The sequence below is a fragment of the Streptomyces sp. NPDC107498 genome, from assembly GCF_055582805.1.
Window position 1 is genome coordinate 119520 of sequence record NZ_JBVJPE010000012.1, and the last position, 22399, is coordinate 141918.

Annotated in this window: 18 protein-coding genes and 1 riboswitch; of the genes, 8 read left to right on the plus strand and 10 right to left on the minus strand. The window is 72.9% G+C overall.

Annotated features, from left to right (window positions below; genetic code table 11):
• Window positions 1–7 precede the first annotated feature (7 nt).
• Together ACZ66Z_RS22060 and ACZ66Z_RS22065 are read right to left on the minus strand one after the other, a co-directional pair.
• On the minus strand, window positions 8–1858 hold the full coding sequence (locus ACZ66Z_RS22060; protein ID WP_469936425.1) for a GmrSD restriction endonuclease domain-containing protein: 1851 nt from the start codon (window positions 1856–1858) through the stop codon (window positions 8–10).
• 177 nt (window positions 1859–2035) lie between these two features.
• Complete coding sequence (locus ACZ66Z_RS22065) at window positions 2036–4492, minus strand: DNA gyrase/topoisomerase IV subunit A (protein ID WP_469936427.1); 2457 nt, start codon at window positions 4490–4492, stop codon at window positions 2036–2038.
• A gap of 181 nt (window positions 4493–4673) precedes the next feature.
• On the opposite strand from ACZ66Z_RS22065, the gene ACZ66Z_RS22070 reads away from it, so the two are divergent.
• From ACZ66Z_RS22070 to ACZ66Z_RS22085, 4 genes are all read left to right on the plus strand, one after another.
• Window positions 4674–6029, plus strand: a complete 1356-nt coding sequence (locus tag ACZ66Z_RS22070) for a M16 family metallopeptidase (RefSeq protein WP_469936429.1) — start codon at window positions 4674–4676, stop codon at window positions 6027–6029.
• On the plus strand, window positions 6026–7423 hold the full coding sequence (locus tag ACZ66Z_RS22075; RefSeq protein ID WP_469936431.1) for a M16 family metallopeptidase: 1398 nt from the start codon (window positions 6026–6028) through the stop codon (window positions 7421–7423). The genes ACZ66Z_RS22070 and ACZ66Z_RS22075 overlap by 4 nt, the downstream gene beginning before the upstream one ends.
• 200 nt (window positions 7424–7623) lie before the next feature.
• Window positions 7624–7789: riboswitch (cyclic di-AMP (ydaO/yuaA leader) on the plus strand.
• Window positions 7790–7801: 12 nt separating this feature from the next.
• Window positions 7802–8572: a M23 family metallopeptidase gene (locus ACZ66Z_RS22080; RefSeq protein WP_469936432.1), complete on the plus strand. Its 771-nt coding sequence runs from the start codon at window positions 7802–7804 to the stop codon at window positions 8570–8572.
• A gap of 189 nt (window positions 8573–8761) precedes the next feature.
• Window positions 8762–9445, plus strand: a complete 684-nt coding sequence (locus tag ACZ66Z_RS22085) for a GntR family transcriptional regulator (protein WP_469936433.1) — start codon at window positions 8762–8764, stop codon at window positions 9443–9445.
• A gap of 131 nt (window positions 9446–9576) precedes the next feature.
• Here ACZ66Z_RS22085 and ACZ66Z_RS22090 read toward each other — a convergent pair whose 3' ends face one another.
• The gene (locus tag ACZ66Z_RS22090; protein ID WP_469936434.1) at window positions 9577–9858 is read right to left on the minus strand and encodes an HPr family phosphocarrier protein; all 282 of its coding nucleotides are present in this window, start codon (window positions 9856–9858) and stop codon (window positions 9577–9579) included.
• Window positions 9859–10042: 184 nt separating this feature from the next.
• Here ACZ66Z_RS22090 and ACZ66Z_RS22095 point away from each other — a divergent pair, with 184 nt between their 5' ends.
• The 4 genes from ACZ66Z_RS22095 to ACZ66Z_RS22110 all read left to right on the plus strand — a co-directional run bounded on the left by ACZ66Z_RS22095 (window position 10043) and on the right by ACZ66Z_RS22110 (window position 15641).
• The gene (locus ACZ66Z_RS22095) at window positions 10043–13078 is read left to right on the plus strand and encodes a bifunctional acetate--CoA ligase family protein/GNAT family N-acetyltransferase (protein ID WP_469936435.1); all 3036 of its coding nucleotides are present in this window, start codon (window positions 10043–10045) and stop codon (window positions 13076–13078) included.
• A gap of 67 nt (window positions 13079–13145) precedes the next feature.
• Window positions 13146–13742, plus strand: a complete 597-nt coding sequence (locus ACZ66Z_RS22100; RefSeq protein WP_317877855.1) for a DUF5998 family protein — start codon at window positions 13146–13148, stop codon at window positions 13740–13742.
• Window positions 13742–14947: an alkaline phosphatase family protein gene (locus tag ACZ66Z_RS22105; protein WP_469936438.1), complete on the plus strand. Its 1206-nt coding sequence runs from the start codon at window positions 13742–13744 to the stop codon at window positions 14945–14947. The genes ACZ66Z_RS22100 and ACZ66Z_RS22105 overlap by 1 nt, the downstream gene beginning before the upstream one ends.
• Before the next feature lie 43 nt (window positions 14948–14990).
• Complete coding sequence (locus tag ACZ66Z_RS22110; RefSeq protein WP_469936440.1) at window positions 14991–15641, plus strand: thymidine kinase; 651 nt, start codon at window positions 14991–14993, stop codon at window positions 15639–15641.
• A gap of 57 nt (window positions 15642–15698) precedes the next feature.
• Here the strand turns inward: ACZ66Z_RS22110 and ACZ66Z_RS22115 are convergent, their stop codons facing one another.
• The 7 genes from ACZ66Z_RS22115 to ACZ66Z_RS22145 form a co-directional block, all read right to left on the minus strand.
• A complete protein-coding gene (locus ACZ66Z_RS22115) occupies window positions 15699–16433 on the minus strand; it encodes a polyprenol monophosphomannose synthase (RefSeq protein WP_469936442.1) in 735 nt (244 codons plus the stop codon).
• 25 nt (window positions 16434–16458) lie between these two features.
• Entirely contained in the window at window positions 16459–17331 is an 873-nt protein-coding gene (locus ACZ66Z_RS22120; RefSeq protein WP_469936444.1) for an alpha/beta fold hydrolase, read from the minus strand.
• A complete protein-coding gene (locus ACZ66Z_RS22125; protein WP_469936446.1) occupies window positions 17331–17543 on the minus strand; it encodes an MbtH family protein in 213 nt (70 codons plus the stop codon). The genes ACZ66Z_RS22120 and ACZ66Z_RS22125 overlap by 1 nt, the downstream gene beginning before the upstream one ends.
• 35 nt (window positions 17544–17578) lie before the next feature.
• Complete coding sequence (mppR, locus tag ACZ66Z_RS22130; RefSeq protein WP_469936448.1) at window positions 17579–18376, minus strand: enduracididine biosynthesis enzyme MppR; 798 nt, start codon at window positions 18374–18376, stop codon at window positions 17579–17581.
• Entirely contained in the window at window positions 18373–19551 is a 1179-nt protein-coding gene (locus tag ACZ66Z_RS22135; RefSeq protein ID WP_469936450.1) for an aminotransferase class I/II-fold pyridoxal phosphate-dependent enzyme, read from the minus strand. The genes mppR and ACZ66Z_RS22135 overlap by 4 nt, the downstream gene beginning before the upstream one ends.
• 216 nt (window positions 19552–19767) lie before the next feature.
• Window positions 19768–20943 carry a tryptophan 2,3-dioxygenase family protein gene (locus ACZ66Z_RS22140; RefSeq protein ID WP_469936452.1) on the minus strand — a complete coding sequence of 392 codons (1176 nt, stop codon included), beginning with the start codon at window positions 20941–20943 and terminating at the stop codon, window positions 19768–19770.
• Window positions 20940–21959, minus strand: coding sequence for a methyltransferase (locus ACZ66Z_RS22145; RefSeq protein ID WP_469936453.1), 1020 nt, complete (start codon window positions 21957–21959; stop codon window positions 20940–20942). The genes ACZ66Z_RS22140 and ACZ66Z_RS22145 overlap by 4 nt, the downstream gene beginning before the upstream one ends.
• Between the last annotated feature and the right edge of the window lie 440 nt (window positions 21960–22399).

Here is a 22399-nt window from a genome sequence, read left to right on the forward strand (position 1 = left end):
GGCCGGGTCAGTAGGCCTCGGCCAGCTCCGCGGCCTCCAGAGCCTCGACGTCGGCCTCGTCGAGGACGGCGGCCTCTGCCCCGTCGTCCACGATGACCTTGCCCATCTCGGCGGAGACCCGCGCGAGCAGGGCGGCCTTCCGGGCGGCGAAGAACGCCGCGAAGTCGTCGAGCGCCATGAGTTCCGGTGCGATGAGGTGGGACCGGATGTGACCGTGGACCACCTCGGGCGTGGACTCCGCGCTCTTGGCGAGCTTCACCAGGTAGTCGGAGGGTGCGTTGCCGCCGATGATCCGGTTGGTACGGGCGGTCAGCGGGGTCTTGTTGATGATGGAGTTGTAGCGCCCGGGGTCCTCGCCCTCCCCCTGGCACCACACCTTCGGGAAGACGTGGTGGATGTCGATCGACTCGTCGAAGTACCCGGTGATCTCCGCCTTCTCACCGGTGCGCCAGTCCATGGCGCCGGCCTTGAGCAGCAGCGCGTAGATGCCCTTGTACGCGGCGCTGTTGCGGGTCCTCAGCGTGAGCAGTCGGCTCGGCGCGAACTCGGCGGCCTCGACGGTGCGGGGCTCGCCCGAGGTCCCCCTGATCCAGCCGACGACGTCCGGCAGGTCGTGGCTGAAGCGTGTCTCGGTCGAGCCGCCGTACAGCTCGCCGAAGACTCCGCACCAGTACCAGCGGGCGAGCTTGTGCCGGGCCCCGGCGCTCTGCGCGTCGTCGCCCGCGAGGGCCAGGATCGCGGCGAGCGGGATGAGCTGGGTGCCGTACGGCAGGAACCGGGTGTCGAAGACGAACTGCTGGTGCAGGAACTTCGCCGCACGCCTGAAGCCCCGCACGACCAGGGGCGCGAACCGCTCGTACTCGTCGAGCCGGAGCTCCAGCATGTCCTTGCGCTTGCAGCCGATGCGCGGAAGGCGTTCTTCCGCCACTCCGCGTGCCAGTGCGTCCTCGCGCCGGGCGGCGGTGGCGAGCAGGGTCACCGACTGGAGGAAGTCCGTGTTCGAAACGTCCCTGAGGATGCGGTACTCCGGCGCCTGCCAGGACGTCCTGACCTCCTTCTCCCAGTGGCGCCTGAGGTCGAACTCGTCCGCGGCGAAGGTGGCGGTGAGCAGTTCGAAGACGGTGAGGGAGACTCCGCCGGTGTTGACGTTCTCGAAGACCTGGCAGACGGCCTGCCGGGCGGTGTTCCTGCCGAGGGAGATCACGGGGACCTGGTAGTGGGCGAACGGCTTGACGAACGCCTTCTCGAACGCCCTCCAGAGGAGCCGCTTCTCCTTGTCGAGGTCCCAGTGCTCCTCGAAGCCCGACTCCCAGTCGTCGGGGTCGAGGACGCAGCCCAACGGGAAGAAGTGGGCCTCGTACTCCTTCTCCCTGGTCGAGTAGTCCTCGGTCACCTCGCCCCGGAAGTTCCTCACGATCTTGTCCTGCGGCAGGAAGCGAATGGCGTCCTCGCGGTCGGTCCGCCCCTCCAGGACCGCGCGCATGTCGACGTAGAACCAGCCCGTCACCCGGTGCTTGCGCAGGTCCTGGGTCACCACGGGCTCGTTCAGCATGATCGACTGGAAGAGCGAGGTGAGGCGCTGCTGGCCGTCGAGGACGAGGGTCTCCGGCTCGGTGCCCGGCGGCGGGGTCGCCCCTTCGATCGGACGGTGCTTGAACCGGACGTCCCCGCCGGACTGCAGCGTCATCACCGTGCCGACCGGGAAGCCCTGCGAGACGGAAGCGAGCAGTGCCGTGATGTTCGGGTGGGGCCACACCCAGCCCCGCTGGAACTCGGGGAGCTGCGCCCTGCCGTCCTCGACCTGCCGGAGCAGATCGTGGAGCGGGCGCTTGTCGATGCTGAAAGCTTCGTCCGTCAACGCGGCCATCCCTCACTCGGCGTCAGACGTGCCGGAGCAGCCCCCCGGCCGGTCACCGGCCCGACGCTACCCGGCGGTTCCGAGGCCCGTCCGGCGGTTCCGGGAGACGGGACCCCGTCCACCGGGCGATGCGCCTGCCGGACGGGGTCCCGTGGTGGCCCGCTGTCGCCGGTCCGGTCAGGAAGCCGGGCCCGCCACCACCGCGACGGGCTTCGGCAGGGGGGTGCCCGAGCCGTCGCGACGGGGGTCCGTCTCGGGGAGGTCCACCGGGGTGCCGGTCTTCTGGGCGGCGCGGGCCGGGGTGGCGCCCGCCCAGCCGAAGGTCAGGACGTCCTCGCCCTTCAGGAAGCGCTGGCAGCGGACGCCGCCGGTCGCGCGGCCCTTGCGCGGGTACTGGTCGAAGGGGGTCAGCTTCGCCGACGTGCCCGCCGAGGAGTCCAGGGTGCCCGTGGAGCCCGCGACGGTGAAGACCACGGCGTCGGCCGCCGGGTCGACGGCCGTGAACGAGATCACCTCGGCGCCCGCGGTGAGCTTGATGCCCGCCATGCCGCCCGCCGGGCGCCCCTGGGGCCGCACCTGGGAGGCCTGGTAGCGCAGCAGCTGGGCGTCGGAGGTGATGAAGACCAGGTCCTCCTCGCCCGTCCGCAGCTCCGTCGCGCCGACGATCCGGTCACCGTCCCTGAGGGTGATGACCTCCAGCTCGTCCTTGTTCGCCGGGTAGTCCGGCACCACGCGCTTCACCACGCCCTGGAGCGTGCCGAGGGCGAGGCCCGGTGAGGACTCCTCGAGCGTGGTCAGGCAGACCACCGTCTCGTCCGCCTCCAGGGAGAGGAACTCCGACAGCGGTGCGCCGCCCGCCAGGTTCGGGGCGCTCGCGGTGTCCGGGAGCTGCGGCAGGTCGATCACCGGGAGGCGCAGCAGCCGGCCGGCCGAGGTCACCACGCCGACGTCACCGCGCTGGGTGGCCGCGACCGCCGAGACGATCACGTCGTGCCTGGACCGCTTGCCGTCCTCCGCGGGCGGCACGTGCTCGGTCGCCGTCCGGGCCAGCAGGCCCGTCGAGGAGAGGAGCACCCGGCACGGGTCGTCCGCGACCTCCAGGGACACGGCGGCGACGGGCGCGCCCGCCGACTCCAGGAGGACCGTCCGCCGGTCCGTGGCGAACTTCTTGGCGACGGCCGCCAGCTCCGCCGAGACCAGCTTGCGCAGCTCCGCGTCGGAGTCGAGGATCCCGGTCAGCTCGTCGATCTCGCCGTTGAGGCGGTCGCGCTCGGTCTCCAGCTCGATCCGGTCGAACTTGGTGAGGCGGCGCAGCGGCGTGTCCAGGATGTACTGCGTCTGGATCTCGCTCAGCGAGAAGCGCTCCATCAGGCGCTCCTTGGCCCGCGCGGAGTTCTCGCTCTCCCGGATGAGCCGGATGACCTCGTCGATGTCGAGCAGCGCGACGAGGAGGCCCTCGACCAGGTGGAGCCGGTCGCGCTTCTTGGTGCGGCGGAACTCGGAGCGGCGCCGGACCACCTCGAAGCGGTGGTCGAGGTAGACCTCCAGGAGCTCCTTGAGGCCGAGGGTGAGCGGCTGTCCGTCGACCAGCGCCACGTTGTTGATGCCGAAGGACTCCTCCATCGGCGTCAGCTTGTAGAGCTGCTCCAGGACCGCCTCGGGCACGAAGCCGTTCTTGATCTCGATGACCAGCCGCAGGCCGTGGCTGCGGTCGGTGAGGTCCTTGACGTCCGCGATGCCCTGGAGCTTCTTGGAGCCGACCAGGTCCTTGATCTTGGAGACGACCTTCTCGGGGCCCACCGTGAAGGGCAGCTCGGTCACGACGATGCCCTTGCGGCGCGCTGTCACGGTCTCCACGGTCGCGGTGGCGCGGATCTTGAAGGAGCCGCGGCCCGACTCGTACGCGTCCTTGATGCCGGAGAGGCCGACGATCCGGCCGCCGGTCGGCAGGTCGGGGCCGGGCACGAAGCGCATCAGCGTCTCGAGGTCGGCGTTCGGGTGGCGGATCAGGTGGCGGGCGGCCGCGACGACCTCGCCGAGGTTGTGCGGGGGCATGTTCGTCGCCATGCCGACCGCGATCCCGGACGCGCCGTTGACCAGCAGGTTCGGGTAGGCGGCGGGCAGCGCCACCGGCTCCCGCTCCTGGCCGTCGTAGTTGGGCGCGAAGTCGACCGTGTCCTCGTCGATGGACTCGGTCATGAGCAGCGCGGCCGGGGCCATCCGCGACTCGGTGTACCGCATGGCGGCCGGCGGGTCGTCGTTGCCCAGGGAGCCGAAGTTCCCGTGGCCGTCGACGAGGGGGAGGCGCATGGAGAAGGGCTGCGCCATGCGGACCATCGCGTCGTAGATCGACGCGTCGCCGTGCGGGTGGAGCTTGCCCATCACCTCGCCGACGACGCGGGCGCACTTGACGTAGCCGCGGTCGGGGCGGAGCCCCATCTCGCCCATCTGGTGGACGATGCGGCGCTGGACGGGCTTCATGCCGTCGCGGGCGTCGGGGAGGGCACGCGAGTAGATCACCGAGTACGCGTACTCGAGGAAGGAGCCCTGCATCTCGTCGACGACGTCGATGTCGAGGATTCGCTCCTCGAATGCGTCGTCCGGCGGCGGTGTCTTCGTGCTGCGGCGGGCCATCGCGGCTGCGGCTCCTTCACCAACAAGGTTGATCTGACGCGGACCATTGTGGACCGTGCCACCGACAACGCCGACCGCGACCCGGAAGAGGGACATCACGAAGGACCGGGAACTTCGCCAGGTGTCGGCGCGCTTGCATACAGTGGCAGGACTTTTTCACATCGCGATCGAAGGGACGTACATGCCCATGGGTCACACGGCCACGGCCGAGGCCGGCTCCGGCGGCCTGACAGCGACCGAGCACCGGTTGGCGAACGGCCTGCGCGTGGTGCTCTCCGAGGACCACCTGACCCCGGTCGCCGCGGTCTGCCTCTGGTACGACGTCGGCTCGCGCCACGAGGTCAAGGGCCGCACGGGCCTCGCGCACCTCTTCGAGCACCTGATGTTCCAGGGTTCGAAGCAGGTGCACGGGAACGGCCACTTCGAGCTGGTGCAGGGCGCCGGCGGCTCGCTCAACGGCACGACGAGCTTCGAGCGCACCAACTATTTCGAGACCATGCCCACGCACCAGCTGGAGCTCGCGCTCTGGCTGGAGGCCGACCGCATGGGCTCGCTGCTCGCCGCCCTGGACGACGAGTCCATGGAGAACCAGCGGGACGTCGTCAAGAACGAGCGCCGCCAGCGCTACGACAACGTGCCGTACGGCACGGCCTTCGAGAGGCTGACCGCCCTCGCCTATCCGGAGGGCCACCCGTACCACCACACGCCGATCGGCTCCATGGCCGACCTGGACGCGGCCACCCTGGAGGACGCGCGGAACTTCTTCCGCACGTACTACGCCCCGAACAACGCGGTGCTGTCCGTCGTCGGTGACATCGACCCGGCGCAGACGCTCGCGTGGGTCGAGAAGTACTTCGGCTCCATCCCCGCCCACGACGGCAAGCCCGAGCCGCGCTCCGGCGACCTGCCCGAGGTCATCGGCGAGCAGCTGCGCGAGGTCGTCGAGGAGGAGGTCCCGGCGCGCGCGCTGATGGCCGCCTACCGGCTGCCGCACGACGGCACGCGCGAGTGCGACGCCGCCGACCTGGCCCTGACGGTCCTGGGCGGCGGGGAGTCCTCCCGGCTGCACAACCGCCTGGTCCGCCGTGACCGTACGGCCGTCGCCGCGGGCTTCGGCCTGCTGCGGCTCGCCGGGGCGCCCTCGCTGGGCTGGCTGGACGTCAAGACCTCCGGGGGCGTCGAGGTCCCGCGGATCGAGGCGGCCGTCGACGAGGAGCTGGCCCGGTTCGCCGAGGAGGGCCCCACGCCCGAGGAGATGGAGCGCGCGCAGGCCCAGCTGGAGCGCGAGTGGCTGGACCGGCTCGGCACCGTCGCCGGCCGCGCCGACGAACTGTGCCGGTTCGCCGTGCTGTTCGGCGACCCGCAGCTCGCCCTGACCGCCGTCGACCGCGTCCTGGAGATCACCGCCGACGAGGTCAAGGCGGTCGCCGCGGCGAAGCTGCGCCCCGACAACCGCGCGGTGCTCGTCTACGAGCCCCTGGCGACCGAGCAGGGCGACGACGCCGACGGCGACGACGAAGAGGGAGTGGACCAGTGACCGACGCCGCCGTGTCTTTGACCAGCATGGACTTCCACCCGCAGCCGCAGCCGGGCGCCGCCAGGCCGTGGGCCTTCCCGGCCCCGGACCGCGGGAAGCTGGACAACGGCCTGACCGTGCTCACCAGCCACCGTCCCGGCCAGCAGGTCGTCGCCGTGGAGGTCTTCCTGCCGGCCCCGCTGGACGCCGAGCCCGCCGGTCTCGACGGTGTCGCCACCGTCATGGCCCGCGCGCTCTCCGAGGGCACCGACCAGCACAGCGCCGAGGAGTTCGCGGCCGAGCTGGAGCGCTGCGGCGCCACGCTCGACGCGCACGCCGACCACCCGGGCGTACGGGTCTCCCTGGAGGTCCCGGTCTCCCGGCTGCCCAAGGCGCTCGGCCTGCTCTCCGAGGCCCTGATCGCCCCGGCGTTCCTGGACACCGAGATCGAGCGCCTGGTGCGCAACCGTCTCGACGAGATCCCGCACGAGACGGCCAACCCGGCGCGCCGCGCGGCCAAGCAGCTCTCCAAGGAGCTGTTCCCGGCGGAGTCCCGGATCTCCCGGCCGCGCCAGGGCACCGAGGAGACGGTCGCCGCGATCGACGCCGCCGCCGTCCGCGCCTTCTTCGAGGCGCACGTCCGGCCGGGCACGGCCACCGCGGTGGTCGTCGGCGACCTGACCGGCGTCGACCTCGACAAGGTCCTCGCCGAGACGCTGGGCGCCTGGACCGGCGAGCCGGCCGAGCCGCTCCCGATGCCGCCGATCACCGCCGACGACACCGGGCGGGTCGTCGTCGTGGACCGTCCCGGCGCCGTCCAGACGCAGCTGCTGATCGGCCGGATCGGACCCGACCGGCACGATCGCGTCTGGCCGGCCCAGGTCCTCGGCACGTACTGCCTCGGCGGCACCCTGACCTCCCGTCTGGACCGGGTCCTGCGCGAGGAGAAGGGCTACACGTACGGCGTGCGGGCCTTCGGCCAGGTGCTCCGCTCGGACGCCGAGGGGAACGGCGCCTCGATGCTCGCCATCAGCGGATCCGTCGACACCCCCAACACCGGTCCGGCCCTCGAGGACCTGTGGAAGGTGCTGCGCACGCTCGCCGCCGAGGGCCTCACCGACGCGGAGCGCGAGACGGCCGTGCAGAACCTCGTCGGGGTGGCGCCCCTCAAGTACGAGACGGCCGCCTCGGTCGCCGGGACGCTCGCCGACCAGGTCGAGCAGCACCTCCCGGACGACTTCCAGGCCCAGTTGTACGCGCGCCTGGCCGAGACCGGCACCGTCGAGGCGACGGCCGCCGTGGTCAACGCCTTCCCGGTGGACCGGCTCGTCACCGTGCTCGTCGGCGACGCGGCGCAGATCGCGGAGCCGGTGCGCGCGCTCGGCATCGGTGAAGTGACCGTCGTGACGGGCTGATTCCGGCCCCGGGACGACAACGGGTGGGCCCCGACGGCATGGTTCGTCGGGGTCCTCCGCTTTGTCCGGATTGCGGTTGAGGGTGATCGTTTGCCCTGTGGCATGTCTTACAAAACCCGTGTCCGGTTGGTGATTGAAAGACGATCCGCATAGCGTCGGGGCGGCTGTCCGTCAGTTGCACGTGCCGCACCCGCGGCATCGGACAGCCATCGCCGAGTCCCCGTCAGGCGCGAGCCTGGGGAGCCGGGGACCCGCACGCAGTCCCTGGGGTGAATCGGGCGCCTTCGTCTCGTACGGAGGGGCCCGTAGGAGACCTTCCTGCTCCGAACCCGTCAGCTAACCCGGTAGGCGAGAGGGAAGGAAAGGACCAACCCCTACATGGCGTTCACCCGTGCCACCGGGAAGCATCGTGCTCCGAGCCGGATGGCGCGCCGCAGCGTGGGCATCGCCGGCGCCGCGACGCTCGCCACCACCGGCGTCATCGGAACCCTCGCCTCCCCGGCGCTCGCCGCCGACACGGACAACCGCTCCCTCGAGGACACCGGTCTCACCCAGGTGATCACCGAGGAGTCGCTCGTCGACCGGATCAACGCCCAGGCGGCCGCCCAGGAGCAGGAGGCCGTCGAGGCCATCGCCAAGGCGAAGGCCGAGGCCGAGGCGAAGCGCAAGGCCGAGGCCCGCGCCAAGGAGGTCCGCCTGGAGCGCGAGCGCGCCGCCCGCGCGGCCGAGCGCCGCCGTCTGGCCTCCTTCCAGCTCCCCGTCGCCGGCTCGTACGTCTCCACCGGCTACAAGACCGGTGGCTCGCTCTGGTCCTCCGGCAGCCACTCCGGCATCGACTTCCACGCCGCCTACGGCAGCCGGGTCGTCTCCGTCGGCTCCGGCACCGTCGTCGAGGCCGGCTGGGGCGGCGCGTACGGCAACAACATCGTCATCCGGATGAACGACGGCACGTACACCCAGTACGGGCACCTCTCCTCCATCGGGGTCTACGTCGGCCAGACCGTCGAGCCGGGCCAGCAGATAGCCATCTCGGGCTCGACCGGCAACTCCACCGGCCCGCACCTCCACTTCGAGGCGCGCACGAGCCCCGAGTACGGCTCGGACATCGACCCGATCGCCTACCTCCGCGCCCGCGGCGTCAACGTCTGACCCGGCCCCGCCGCGCACCGCGTCGCAAAAGCCCCGGCTCGTACTGAGCCGGGGCTTTTCGTCGGCCGGAAAGCGGTCGTGGATTCCGTCGGGGCATCGGAAATTCCGGCGTGCTGCAATAGAGTCGAAGACCGGTGCAGAACAGGCGCCGCTCGAATTGTCTCGCGCGCACCAAGGCGGAGGTCGGACATGCGCATTCCCGCGCACTCGGTATGCACGGCGATCCGGGACGACATCGTCTCCGGCGTGTTCGAGCGGGGGGCTCGACTGGCCGAGGAGCAGCTCGCCCGCCGGTACGGGGTCTCCCGGGTCCCGATCCGCGAGGCGCTGCGCACCCTGGAGTCCGAGGGCTTCGTCGTCACCCGCCGTCACGCGGGGGCCCAGGTCGCCGAGCCGACCGAGCAGGAGGCCGCCGATCTCCTCGACATGCGGGCGCTGCTGGAACCGCTGGGCGCCGCCCGGGCCGCGCAGCGGCGCACCGAGGCGCACCTCAGGGTGCTGCGCGGCCTGGTCAGGCTGGGTCAGGAGCGGGCCAGGCGAGGCCGGGCCGAGGACCTGCGCTCGCTCGGCGGCTGGTTCCACGAGACCCTCGCGCAGGCCTCCGGGAGCCCGGCCCTCACGGCGCTGCTCACCCAGCTGCGGCACAAGATCGCCTGGACGCACGTCGTGGAGCAGCCCGCCCAGCCGGTCGAGGCCTGGGCCGAGCACGGCGCGATCGTGGACGCCGTGGCGCGAGGCGACGCCGAACGGGCGCGGGCGCTGACCGCGCTGCACGCGGAGCGTTCGCTGGCGCTGCACCGGCCGAAGAATCCGGAGCGGGGCCGTGTGAGGGTTTCGCAACACGCGGTCAACACGACGGGCGCCCGGAATTAACACGCCCGTCGTATACAAAGAACAGGCATTCGGGCCGGATTTTCGTGCTGCCCGGAAAGGGGCGGAGAAAAGCGAATGACCGCGTCCCCGGGAATTCCGGGGCGCGGCCATTCGTCGTGCGGGGACCGGGGTCAGACGGTCTCGGGCAGCTCGTCCAGGCCCTCGGCGACCAGCTTCGCCAGGCGGTCGAGCGCGGCCTCGGCGCCGTCGGCCTCCGAGGCGAGGACGATCTCCTCGCCGCCCTGCGCGCCCAGACCGAGCACCGCGAGCATGGAGGCGGCGTTCACGGGGTTGCCGTCGGACTTGGCGATCGTCACCGGCACGCCGGAAGCCGTGGCGGCACGGACGAAGATGGACGCGGGGCGGGCGTGCAGGCCCTCGGCCCAGCCGACGTTGACGCGGCGCTCAGCCATGGTGTTGCCCTTCAAGTCTCAAGCGGGTTGTCTAGACCAGTCTCTCACGGGTTGCGCGGTGCTCACGCCGACCTCCGGCCCGGACCGGACCGCCCTTCGGCCTCCCTACCTTGCAACACCCTGCATCGCGCACGGCCGCGCCGCGACCGGTGCCGCGGTCGTGTCGCGGCCGTAGGCTGGCCCCATGCAGAGCGCGTCGGAGCAGTCGGAAGCGGCGGAACCAGCGGCATCCCCGGCCCCGCCGGAGCACGCCTACCCCGACCGCTGGGAGGCGGACGTGGTGCTCCGCGACGGCGGCACCGCGCGCATCAGACCCATCACGGCCGACGACGCCGACCGGCTCGTCAGCTTCTACGAGCAGGTCTCGGACGAGTCGAAGTACTACCGCTTCTTCGCCCCCTACCCGCGCCTGTCCGCCAAGGACGTCCACCGCTTCACCCACCACGACTTCGTGGACCGGGTCGGGCTCGCCGCGACCGTCGGCGGCGAGTTCATCGCCACCGTGCGCTACGACCGCATCAACGAGCACGGACGGCCCGCCTCGGCCCCGGCCGACGAGGCCGAGGTCGCCTTCCTCGTCCAGGACGCGCACCAGGGGAGGGGCGTCGCCTCCGCGCTGCTCGAACACATCGCGGCGGTCGCGCGCGAGCGGGGCGTCCGGCGCTTCGCCGCCGAGGTGCTCCCCGCCAACACCAAGATGATCAAGGTCTTCACCGACGCGGGCTACACCCAGAAGCGCAGCTTCGAGGACGGCTCCGTCCGCCTCCACCTCGACCTGGAACCGACCGACCGCTCCCTCGCCGTCCAGCGCGCGCGGGAGCAGCGCGCCGAGGCGCGCTCCGTGCAGCGCCTCCTCACCCCCCGGTCCGTCGCCGTCGTCGGCGCCGGACGCGCGCCGGGCGGCGTCGGCCGGACCGTGCTCCGCAACCTCCTCGGCGCCGGCTTCACGGGACGGGTGTACGCGGTGAACGCCGCGCTCACCGGAGGGACCGGGCTCGACGGCGTCCCCGCCCACCCCTCCGTCGGCGCCATCGGCGAACCGGTGGACCTGGCCGTCGTCGCCGTCCCCGCCGAGCGGGTCCCCGAGGCCGTCGCGGACTGCGGCCGACACGGGGTGCGCGGCCTCGTCGTGCTCTCCGCCGGATACGCCGAGAGCGGGGCCGCCGGCCGCGAGCGCCAGCGCGCGCTCGTGCGGCAGGCCCGCTCGTACGGCATGCGGATCATCGGACCCAACGCCTTCGGGATCATCAACACCGCCGACGGGGTCCGGCTCAATGCCTCCCTCGCCCCGCAGATGCCGGGAGCCGGGCGGATCGGGCTCTTCACCCAGTCCGGCGCCATCGGGATCGCGCTCCTCGCCGGACTGCACCGGCGCGGCGCCGGACTCTCCTCCTTCATCTCGGCCGGCAACCGCGCCGACGTCTCCGGCAACGACTTCCTCCAGCACTGGTACGACGACCCCGGCACCGACGTCGTCCTCCTCTACCTGGAGTCGATCGGCAACCCGCGGAAGTTCACCCGGCTCGCCCGCCGCACCGCCGCCGTCAAGCCCGTCGTCGTCGTCAAGGGCGCCCGCCACAGCGGCAGCGCCCCGCCCGGCCACCGGGTGCCGGTCACCCGCCTCCCGCACGCCACGGTCTCCGCCCTGCTCCGCCAGGCCGGGGTCATCCGCGTCGACACCGTCACCGAACTCGTCGACGCCGGACTGCTCCTGGCCGCCCAGCCGCTGCCCGCCGGGCCCCGGGTCGCGATCCTCGGCAACTCCGAGTCGCTCGGCCTCCTCACGTACGACGCCTGCCTGACCGAGGGGCTGCGCCCGTTGCGGCCGCTCGACCTCACGACGGCGGCGGTCCCGGCGGACTTCCGGGACGCGCTCGCGGCGGCGCTCGCCGACGAGACGTCCGACGCGGTCGTCGTCAACGCGATCCCCTGGGTCGGCGAGGACGGGGCCACCGAGTCCGGCGACGGCGAGGTGCTCGCCGCCGCCCTCCGCGAGGCCGTCGCCTCCGTCCCCGCGCCGACGAAACCGGTCGTCGTCGTCCACGTCGAGATGGGCGGCCTCGCGGAGGCCCTGGCGGTGGCGACGAGCACCCGCCCCACCGCGCCGGGACGCGGTGCCGTCACCCCGGAGAACCGTTCCGGCGGTGCTCCGGCGGGAACCCGCGCCGAGGCGCCGCCCGCGGGACCGGCGGGAGCGGGAGGACCCGGCCCCGCCGGTCCCGGGCCCGGTCCGGCGTCCTCGCCGCGCCCCGAGGCGGCCACCGGCACCGCCCCGACGCGGTCCGACGCCCCCTCGGGGAGCACCATCCCCGCCTACCCCGCCGCCGAGCGGGCCGTGCGGGCCCTGGCGGAGGCCGTGCGGTACGGGCAGTGGCGACGGCAGGCCGCCGATCCCGGGCGGGTGCCCGAGTACGAGGACATCGACGAGGCCGGGGCCGCCGCGCTCATCGAAGGCGCCCTCGGCACCGAGGGCCCGAACGGCACCGACGGCGTGGACGCCCGCGGCGTGGACGCCCGTGCCGTGGACGCCCGTGGTGTGACCCTCGCCACCGAGGAGGCCGGGGCGCTGCTCGCCCGGTACGGCGTCACCGTCCTGCCGACCCTCCCCGCGCCCGGGCCCGACGCCGCCGCCGAGGCCGCCGCCCGGCTCGGTTACCCCGTCGCGCTCAAGACGACCGCCCCCCACCTCCGCCACCGCCCCGACCTCGGGGGCGTCCGGCTCGACCTCGCCACCGAGGAGCAGCTGCGCACGGCGTACGCCGAGCTGACCGAGGTGCTCGGCAAGCCGGAGGAGCTCCAGCCGGTCGTCCAGGCGATGGTGCCCCGGGGCGTCGACACCGTCGTCCGCGCCGCGATCGACCCCGCCGTCGGCGCCGTGCTCTCCTTCGGCCTCTCGGGCGCGGCCTCGGAGCTGCTCGGCGACACGGCCCACCGGTTGGTCCCGGCCACCGACCGGGACGCCGCCGAGCTCGTCCGCTCCCTCCGCACCGCCCCGCTGCTCTTCGGCTGGCGCGGCTCGGCCCCGGTCGACACCCCGGCCCTCGAAGAGCTGCTGCTGAGGGTCTCCCGGCTCGTCGACGACCATCCCGAGGTGGTCGCGGTCTCCCTGGAGCCGGTGGTCGTGGCGCCCCGCGGCCTCTCCGTCCTCGGCGCGACCGTCCGGCTGGCCCCGCCCGCGCCCCGCACCGACCTCGGACCGCGGAGCCTGCCGCGTTACTGAGGTCCGGGGAGCCCGCCGTGCCGCGGACGGGCCTGAGGGGGCCCCTCGGCCCCGTAGGATGGAGTCCATGGCAAAGAGCGGTACGACGACCCAGGGGCTGCGCGCGGCGATCGAGCGCAGCGGCTACTACCCGGCCCTCGTGGCCGAGGCGGTGGAGGCCGCCGTCGGTGGCGAGGCCGTCGCGTCGTACGTGGTCCACCAGGAGACCACCTTCGACGCGAACGAGGTCCGGCGCCACGTCACCGTCCTCGTCCTGACGCCGCACCGCTTCATCGTCAGCCACACCGACGAGCAGTCCGCCGACACCAGCTCCCCGACGCCGTACGCCACCACCTCCACCGAGTCCGTGAAGCTCGACCGGATCTCGTCGGTCGTCGTCAGCCGCGTCGTCGCCAACCCCGAGTCGTACACTCCGGGCACGCTGCCCCGCGAGGTGGTCCTCACCATCGGCTGGGGCGCCGTCTCCCGCATCGACCTGGAGCCCGCCGCCTGCGGCGACCCCAACTGCGACGCCGACCACGGCTACACCGGCAACGCCACCGCCGACGACCTCAGCCTGCGCGTGAGCGACGCCGGCGACGGCCCGGACACCGTCCGGCAGACCCTCGCGTTCGCCCAGGCCCTCTCCGAAGCCATCGCGGCGACCGCCGCGCCCACCCGCTGATGGTGCAGCCCACCGCCGTGACCCACGGCTGGCCCGACGACCCGGTCCCGCTCGCCCCGGAGACCGCGCCGGTGCCCGAGTACGCCTCCGGCTCGCTGGGCGACCTGCTGCCGACGCTCGTGGCCGGCCAGGGCGTGCCCGGTTTCGAGGCGCGGATCGCGGAGCTGTCCCCGGCCGACCGGAACTGCGTCTTCCTGATCGACGGGCTCGGCTGGGAGCAGATCAAGGCGCACCCGGACGAGGCCCCCTACCTGACCTCGCTCCTCGGCTCCTCGCGGGGCGGCACGGGCCGCCCGGTCACCGCCGGCTTCCCCGCCACCACCGCGACCTCCCTCGCCTCCGTCGGCACCGGCCGCCACCCCGGGACGCACGGACTGCCTGGTTACACCGTGCGCAACCCGGAGACCGGCCAGCTGATGAACCAGCTGCGCTGGAAGCCGTGGACCGCGCCGCAGGTCTGGCAGCCGTACCCCACCGTCTTCCAGATCGCCCACGAGGCAGGGATCCACACCGCCCAGGTGTCGTCCCCGATCTTCGAGCAGACCCCGCTGACCAAGGTCGCGCTCAGTGGCGGAACGTTTCACGGGCGGCTCTCCGGCGAGGAGCGCATGGACTTCGCCGCCGAGCAGCTCGCCGCCGGCGACCGCTCGCTGGTCTACACGTACTACAGCGAACTCGACGGCGCCGGGCACCGCTTCGGCATCGACTCCGACGCCTGGCGCGGTCAGCTGATGTGCGTCGACCGGCTCGTGCAGCGGCTCGCCGAGCAGCTGCCGCCCCGTTCGGCCCTGTACGTCACGGCCGACCACGGCATGGTCGACATCCCCTTCGACGAGCAGCACCGCATCGACTTCGACGAGGACTGGGAGCTGAGCGCGGGCGTCGCCCTCCTCGGCGGCGAGGGACGGGCCCGCCACGTCTACGCCGTGCCCGGCGCCGAGGCGGACGTCCTCACCTGCTGGCGCGAGGTCGTCGGCGAGCAGTTCTGGGTGGCGAGCCGGGACGAGGCCGTCTCCCTCGGCTGGTTCGGCGACGAGGTCGACGAGCGGGTGTACGGCCGGATCGGCGACGTCGTCGTCGCGGCCCACGACGACGTGGCGATCACCGCCTCCGTCAACGAGCCCAACGAGTCCGCGATGGCGGGCATGCACGGGTCCATGACCCCCGCGGAGCAGCTCGTCCCGCTGCTCGAAGTCCGCTCCTGACCCCCGCCTCCGCCCCCACGACCCGAAAGGTCCCCGTTCCGTCATGCCCGAGCTGGTCTTCTTCTCCGGAACCATGGACTGCGGGAAGAGCACCCTGGCGCTCCAGATCGCCCACAACCGCGACGCGCGGGGGCTTCAGGGCGTGATCTTCACCCGCGACGACCGGGCGGGCGAGGGCAAGCTGTCCTCCCGCCTCGGCCTGGTGACGGAGGCGGTCGAGGCGCCGCGGGACATGGACCTGTACGCGTACCTGGTCGGCCAGCTCTCCCAGGGCGGCAAGGCCGACTACGTGATCGTGGACGAGGCCCAGTTCCTCGCCCCGGAGCAGATCGACCAGCTCGCCCGCATCGTCGACGACCTCGACCTGGACGTCTTCGCCTTCGGGATCACGACGGACTTCCGCACGAAGCTGTTCCCGGGTTCGCAGCGGCTGATCGAGCTGGCGGACCGGATCGAGCAGCTCCAGGTCGAGGCGCTGTGCTGGTGCGGTGCCCGCGCCACGCACAACGCCCGCACGGTGGGCGGCGAGATGGTCATCGAGGGCGAGCAGGTCGTCGTCGGGGACGTGAACCGTCCGGCCGAGGAGATCGGTTACGAGGTCCTCTGCCGCCGCCACCACCGCCGCCGGGCCACCGCGGCCTCCGCCCGCGCGGGCGCACTCTCCCCCGACGTGCTGCCGGTCACCTCGGACTGACCGCGCGGGCCCGCCGTCCTCCCGGCCGCGTCGCGCGCGGCCCCGGACCGCGAGGTCTCAGCCGCGCCCGCCGAAGCGCAGCCTCCACGGGGTGAGGGCGGATTCGAGCTGCACTCCCAGGTCCATCTTCGACGCGCCCCGCCCGCGCTCCTCGAAGCGGATCGGCACTTCGAGGAGGGTGAACCCCCGTCCGACGGCCCGGTGGTTCATCTCGACCTGGAAGGAGTACCCGTTGCTGCGCACGGAGTCCAGGTCGATCGCGCGCAGTGTCCCGGCCCGCCAGGCCTTGAAGCCGGCGGTGGCGTCCTTCAGACCCATCCGCAGGATCGCCTCGACGTAGGCGTTGGCCCAGGCCGACAGCATCCTGCGGGACCGGGGCCACTCGGAGGCGGTCGAGCCGCCGGCCACGTAGCGCGAGCCGATCACGGCGGCGACGTCCTCCGTCAGGAGCGCGTCGAGCATGACCGGGATCGCCGAGGCCGGGTGCGAGAGGTCGGCGTCCATCTGGACCACGACGTCGGCACCCTCGTCCAGCGCTCGGTTCATCCCGGCGAGGTAGGCGCGGCCGAGGCCGTCCTTGGTGCGGCGGTGCAGCACGCCGATGGTGTCCGGCGCCCCGGCGACGAGCTTGTCCGCGACCTCGCCGGTGCCGTCGGGCGAGCCGTCGTCGACCACGAGCAGGTGCAGGTTCGGCACCGGCAGGTCCGCGAGCAGACCGGCCAGCACGGGCAGGTTGTCCCGCTCGTTGTAGGTCGGCACGACGACCACGGTCTTCGGGGGCACGACGGTCATCGGCGGCTCCTCGGTCGGAAACGGTTCAGGGACTGGTGGCCCGGACGCGGGGCGCGGCGGGGCCCGTCCGGGCGAGGGGGCGGCCCGGAACGTCGCGGAAGAAGTCGAGGACCTGGCGGTTCACCTCCTCCGGCCGCTCCATGTACCCGTAGTGGCCCGCGCGGCTGATCAGGCGGTGGACGGCGCCGGGAATGGCCTCGGCCACCTCGGCGACCAGGTGCGGGGGCGTGACCAGGTCGTCGGCGAAGGCCAGGACCAGGCACGGCGTGGTGATCGCGGCGTAGGCCGCGAGGCGGCCGGGGTCCGGCGTGATGGCGAGCTGGTGCCGCAGCCCCGGGCCGGTGGACAGCGACTGCTCGAACACCGACAGCCAGTCGGACACCTCGACGTCGTCGTTGAGCGTGTGCGGGGACAGGTTCTGGATCGCCTGCAGGGCCGCGTGGTACCGCCGCGGCAGCGCGATGCCGGAGTCGAGGAGTTCGATCTCGGCCCGGGTGGCGGCCGCGCGCAGCCGGTCGTCGCGGCCGCGGGTGGCCATCAGCACGGCGGAGGAGGCCAGTTCGGGCCGGGTCAGCAGCAGTTCCTCCACCACGTGCGCGCCGAGCGACGTCCCCACCAGGCGGCAGGGCCCGGCGTGCAGGTGCTCGATGAGCGCCGCCAGGTCGGCCGCGAGGTCGCCGACCGTCAGACCCGCCTCGCCGGGGTCGCTGGGGGGCACGCCCCGGGAGTCGTACGTGATCACCCGGTAGCCTGCCGCGACGAGCGCCGGCACCTGGTGCAGGTGCCACGCCCGCCCGCGACCGCCCGCGCCCATGACCAGGACGACCGGCTCCCCGCCCGCGGGGCCGCCGACGTCGTCGTAGTGCAGCCGTGTGCCGCCGACGGTCGCGACGCCCATCAGCGTGCGGTCATGCGGTCGGCCAGGCTCTTCGGACGCATGTCGGTCCAGTGCTCCTCGACGTACGCGAGGCAGGACGCGCGGTCCGTGTCGGTCAGCGCGACCCGCCAGCCCCCGGGGACGGCGGCGAAGGCGGGCCAGAGCGAATGCTGCCCCTCGTCGTTGACCAGCACCTTGAAGGCCGCGTCGGGGTCGTCGAACGGATTGGTCATCTTCTGCTCCTTCTGGTCCTTCTGGGGGAGGGGGGTCAGGCGAGCGTCCGGCCGGAGACGAGCGTCTCGGCGTACCCGAAGACGTGGCCGCGCCCGACCGAGACCGGCCGCAGCGAGGCGAAGTCCGCGTCGAGCACGTCGAACATCTCGAGGTGCGCGTCGCCCGACCACACCTCGGAGAACTCGACCCCCGTGACGGTCGAGGTCACCAGCTCGACGGGGGGCTCCTCCCCGTCGACCCAGGACGGCTGGACCCGGCTGTGCACCAACGGCACGGTGTGCAGCGCCGGCGGTTCGGCGGCCGGCGCGGTCACGCTCACCGAGGCCTGGACGAACCGGCGGCCGCCGGTCGACGCGGTGCCGTGGTACGTGCCCGCGGCCGAGCCCAGGGGCCCCGCCCTGCCGACGCGCATCGGCCGGGTCTGGTGCAGTTCGCCGAACTGCTTCGGCATTCCCTGCACCCAGCCGCGCAGCAACGGCACGGGCTGGTCGACCCAGGCGTACGGGCACCGGGCCAGGGGACGGCCGCGGTACTCGCAGCCGAGCAGGATCAGGAACTCGCCGAACTGGCTGGTGCCCGGATCGGCCAGCTCGGTTCCGGGCTCCGAGCACCACTGCCAGTGCGCGAAGACCGCGGCGGCCCGTCCCGGATCGGCGCCGAGGTCGAGTTCGGGCGGGAGGAACGCCGCCGCCGCCACCGGGTCCACGCGGTAGTCGACCATGACGACCTCGCCGGAGAAGTGCCACGGCGGGGGGGTCAGCATGGCCGAGGTGCCGGAGGGGGAGAGCGGAAGACTGTAGCCGCGCAGGCGGCTGAGGACGGAACTGGTCATCGAGGGGTCTCCTCGTTTCTCCAGGCGGCGGCGAGCCGCGCGGCGGCCTCCGCCAGACGGTCGGGGGAGTTGAGGCTGTACGCGAGCCGCAGGTGGGTGCCGGGCGCGCTGCCGTAGCGGGAGCCCGGTGCCACCGCGACGCCCGCCCGCTCGGCCGCGGCGAGCAGCGAGGCCTCGTTGCGCCGCGGGCCGAAGTCCAGCCAGAGGAAGAAGCCGCCGGCCGGGCAGTCGACGGTCACCGATTCGCCCGTGCCGGCCCGCAGGGCCGCCACGAGCGTGTCGCGGCGCAGCCGGAGCCGCTCGCGCAGCCATGCCAGGCGCCGGTCGTAGCGGCCGTCCCCCATGAGCATGGTCACGGCCAGGGAGGTCAGATGGTTGAGCGCCCCGCCGCTGACCAGCTGACCACGACCGGTCAGCGTCCTGATCAGGTCCGGTTCGGCCTCCAGCCAGCCCAGTCGCAGCCCCGGTCCGAGCGTCTTGGCGAACGAACCGAGCCGGATCACGCCCCGCCGCCCGGCCAGCGCGGCGAGCGGGGGCGGCAGGGCGACGTGGTCCAGGCCCAGTTCCGCGTACGCGTCGTCCTCCACGATCGGCACGCCGTGCCGGGCGGCGACGGCGAGCAGTTCCCGGCGGCGCGCCTCGCCCGCGACCGTGCCGGTCGGGTTGTGGAACGTCGGCGTCAGGTAGACGAACGCCACGTCGTCGCCCCGGGACAGGGACCGGTCCAGGGCCTCGGGCCGTACGCCCTCACCGTCCGCGTCCACCTCGCGCAGGCGCAGACCGTGGTCGGTCATGATCTTCCGGCCCAGGTCGTAGCAGGTGCGCTCCACCACGACGGACCGGCCGGGGCGGCCGAGGACGGTGCACAGCAGGGCCAGCGCCTGCGAGGTGCCGGCGGTGACCATGACCTCCTCGGCCGTGCAGCCGTGCCGGGCGGCCAGCAGGGAGCGCAGCGGCTCGGCGCCGGCGTTGGCGCCGTACCCGAGCGCGGCGGGGCCGAACTCGGCGAGGGCCTCCGTGTAGAGCGGACGCACCTCGTCGACCGGCAGCAGGTCCGGTTCGAGGTAGCCGGGCTCCAGGTCGATGACGCCGGGCGGGGAGACGGCCTGCACCACCCCGGCGCGCCACCATCGGGCGTGCGGGAGCGGCAGGACCGCCGTCTGCGGTCGGGACATCAGATCGGACCGGCGAGATCCGTCGGACCGGCGGGTTCCGTCGGACCGGCGAAGGCGAGGGTCTCGAATCGGGTCGGGTTCTCCGCGGAGACTTTCGGCAGAATTCTGTTCACAAGCACCCCTTGTACGAGTGGCGGGCGAAGCGTGCTTGGAGCCGCGGCGGATGCCGGGACTCACCGGCGCTCGGGCGCCGGGATAGGAATCGAGTGACCTCCGTCAGCAGAAGGCGAACCGGGTGAGCAACTGCTCGGCGTCGTCGATGCGGTCACCGGAGGCCAGTCCGGCTTTCTTGACGAACCGTTTGAGATAACCGGCACCCTCGGTGCCGCCGGACCCCGTCATCTCCGGCAGATAACGGCGGCCGAATCCGTAGTGCCGACCGCGCCAGACGTGCAGCGGCGCCTCGCCCGCTTCGAACGCCTCGCGGACGTCGGCGTCGGGGGCGCCGGCCGCGGCGTCCCGCAGGGACGCGAACCCGCGCAGCAGCGGGCCGGCGACCGGGGCCAGGTGCGCGAACCGCCCGTAGATCTCGGTCTTCCGCTCGTCGTAGCCGTACACCACCAGCTCCATCAGGTGGTAGTTGAGGGACTGGACCGCGCTGGCGTTCCCGGTCGCCTCCCGGAAGCCCATGAAGAGCTCCGGGGTCAGCGTCCGCAGCGCGTGGAAGACGACGTTCAGGAGCTCGGCCGCCGAGGCGAACTGGCCCATGCGCAGGGCGTACACGGCGCGGTCGCGGCCGATCGCCTCGGTGGCGCGGCGCGCGGTCCAGCGGACGAGGAAGAAGAGGACCTCGCAGGCCTGCACGGAGCGCATGAACATGTGCTCGTCGTGCTTGTCCGACCGGCGGAACCCCGAACAGCGGTTGACCACGAGCAGATCGCGGACCAGTACGTCGTCGTGGTCGGCGAGCCGGACCAGCTCGGCGCTCGCCATGGTGCGGTCCGGGCCGAGCGGGGACCCGCCCAGGCGGTCCAGGACGGCCTCCAGGCGGCGCACGCGTTCCGCGCCCTCCTCGACGGTCGTCTCGTGCAGCCCGGCCTCGCGTTCCTCCAGCGCGATCAGGTCGGTCACGAGCGCGTGCAGGAGCAGCAGGCCCGCCTCGTACGGGTCCTCCCGCCGGGCGAAGTACCAGCCGGCCACGTGCAGCCCGGTGTACCGGTAGTACTCGGGTATGTCGAGGCGCCGGCTGAACGACCGGGTCAGGAGCCGCAGGATCTCGTTCTCGTCGGTCTCCGGTCCGGCCACGGCCGCGTCGTGGCGGTCGGACAGCCGGAGGAGCTCCTCCTCGGGCAGCTCGACGAGGGCCGTGCCGTGCAGCAGATCGGCCAACTCGGCACAGGACGCGGGCAGTTCCCGCGAGCGGACCGGGGCGAGGGACCGTGCGGCGCTCACCGCCCGGTCCCGCTTCCGGTGTGCCGCCGGGCGGTGATCAGATGCTTGTCGCCGCCGGAGCGCCGTACGGTGCCGTCGGCGAAGCCGGCACGGCGCAGCAGCTCCAGGTACTCGGCCGCCGTGCGGTGCCGGCCCTCGGTCTCGACGTGCATGGAGAGGTTCATGACGGCCGTGGCGAGCGGGCCGCCGCGGTCGTCGTCGAAGAGCCGCTCCATGATCAGGACGCGACCGCCGGGGAGGCACGCCTCGTGGGCCTTGCGCAGCAGCGCCGCGCAGGTCTCGTCGTCCCAGTCGGACAGGATGTAGCCGAAGGCGAAGCAGTCGCCGGCCGGCAGCGGGTCGCGGAAGAAGTCGCCGGCCGTGAAGTCCAGCCGGTCGCCGAGCCCGTGCTCGACGGCCCGCGCGGTGAGGTGGGGACCCACCTGGGGAAGGTCGAACACGGTCGCGCGCAGCTCCGGCCAGGCCTGCAGGGCGGCCACCGAGAAGGGCCCGCTCGCCCCGCCCACGTCGACCAGCCGCCGGGAGTCGCCCAGGTCGGCCAGGGCGGCGAGCTCGTGCGAGACGTGGTGGCTGAGGCCCCACATCGCCTTCAGGAAGCGGCCCACCGACTCGTCGTCGCGGTAGAGGGACTCGAACGGAGCCGGCTCGTCCCGGTCGGTCTCGGCCTTGCCCGCCCGGAGGTAGCCGTCGAGCCGTCCGAACTGCCCGGCGGTGTCGTCGACCAGGTGGTCGACGAACCCCATCAGATAGCGGGGGTCCTCGCGGTCGACGTACGGCCGCACACCCGCCGCGAGGGCGTAGCGCCCGCCTTCGGCGTCGAGGACGCCGAAGGAGGACAGCACCAGCAGGAGCCGCTCCAGGGTGTCCTCGTCGACGGCCAGGGCGGCCGCGATCTTCTCGGCGCTGTCGCCGCCGTGTCGTGCCAGGTGCTCGAAGACGCCGTGCCTGTCCGCGACGCGCAGGGCGTGGGTGGCGTACATTCCGTAGACGGCGCGTTCCAGATTCGCAGGAATCATTGTTTTCGCTGCCCATCGATGCGAGGGAACGGTCAGGCATTTATCGGCGCGACGCATTGTCGACGCGATCGCCGAGATCTCCGGACGCGGTGCGCCCATTACCCGGCGGTAAAGAATCCCCCGGGTCGTCGAGAAGTATTTCGGTGCGCCCGGCGGATCGGCCATCTTGTTGACCGCAGAGTGAAATCCCCAGCTCGGGGCCGCTCCCGGGGCCTCCGGCTCCGGCCCTGGTCCGCGCCCCGGGCGACGGAGGCCGGCCAGGGGAGGGCGGCGGTCGACGCCGGGCGTCGGTCTGGCGGCCGGGCGGGCCGGCCCGCATTCTTCACCGTCCCGACCGGCCCCGTTGGCGTCGCCGTCATCCGGCCCGCACGTCACCCGGTCATGACGGGTGGGGAGTCGCGCCGCGGACGTCGGGATCCGGCCACGCGGCCGGGCGGGGA

What these genes read in the sequence shown, in the direction of transcription:
- ACZ66Z_RS22065 (WP_469936427.1), bottom strand. Translation starts at nt 4,492, where the DNA reads ATGGCCCGCCGCAGCACGAAGACACCGCCGCCGGACGACGCATTCGAG.
- ACZ66Z_RS22070 (WP_469936429.1), top strand. Translation starts at nt 4,674, where the DNA reads ATGCCCATGGGTCACACGGCCACGGCCGAGGCCGGCTCCGGCGGCCTG.
- ACZ66Z_RS22080 (WP_469936432.1), top strand. Translation starts at nt 7,802, where the DNA reads ATGGCGTTCACCCGTGCCACCGGGAAGCATCGTGCTCCGAGCCGGATG.
- ACZ66Z_RS22085 (WP_469936433.1), top strand. Translation starts at nt 8,762, where the DNA reads ATGCGCATTCCCGCGCACTCGGTATGCACGGCGATCCGGGACGACATC.
- ACZ66Z_RS22090 (WP_469936434.1), bottom strand. Translation starts at nt 9,858, where the DNA reads ATGGCTGAGCGCCGCGTCAACGTCGGCTGGGCCGAGGGCCTGCACGCC.
- ACZ66Z_RS22095 (WP_469936435.1), top strand. Translation starts at nt 10,043, where the DNA reads ATGCAGAGCGCGTCGGAGCAGTCGGAAGCGGCGGAACCAGCGGCATCC.
- ACZ66Z_RS22100 (WP_317877855.1), top strand. Translation starts at nt 13,146, where the DNA reads ATGGCAAAGAGCGGTACGACGACCCAGGGGCTGCGCGCGGCGATCGAG.
- ACZ66Z_RS22105 (WP_469936438.1), top strand. Translation starts at nt 13,742, where the DNA reads ATGGTGCAGCCCACCGCCGTGACCCACGGCTGGCCCGACGACCCGGTC.
- ACZ66Z_RS22110 (WP_469936440.1), top strand. Translation starts at nt 14,991, where the DNA reads ATGCCCGAGCTGGTCTTCTTCTCCGGAACCATGGACTGCGGGAAGAGC.
- ACZ66Z_RS22115 (WP_469936442.1), bottom strand. Translation starts at nt 16,433, where the DNA reads ATGACCGTCGTGCCCCCGAAGACCGTGGTCGTCGTGCCGACCTACAAC.
- ACZ66Z_RS22120 (WP_469936444.1), bottom strand. Translation starts at nt 17,331, where the DNA reads ATGGGCGTCGCGACCGTCGGCGGCACACGGCTGCACTACGACGACGTC.
- ACZ66Z_RS22125 (WP_469936446.1), bottom strand. Translation starts at nt 17,543, where the DNA reads ATGACCAATCCGTTCGACGACCCCGACGCGGCCTTCAAGGTGCTGGTC.
- mppR (WP_469936448.1), bottom strand. Translation starts at nt 18,376, where the DNA reads ATGACCAGTTCCGTCCTCAGCCGCCTGCGCGGCTACAGTCTTCCGCTC.
- ACZ66Z_RS22135 (WP_469936450.1), bottom strand. Translation starts at nt 19,551, where the DNA reads ATGTCCCGACCGCAGACGGCGGTCCTGCCGCTCCCGCACGCCCGATGG.
- ACZ66Z_RS22145 (WP_469936453.1), bottom strand. Translation starts at nt 21,959, where the DNA reads ATGATTCCTGCGAATCTGGAACGCGCCGTCTACGGAATGTACGCCACC.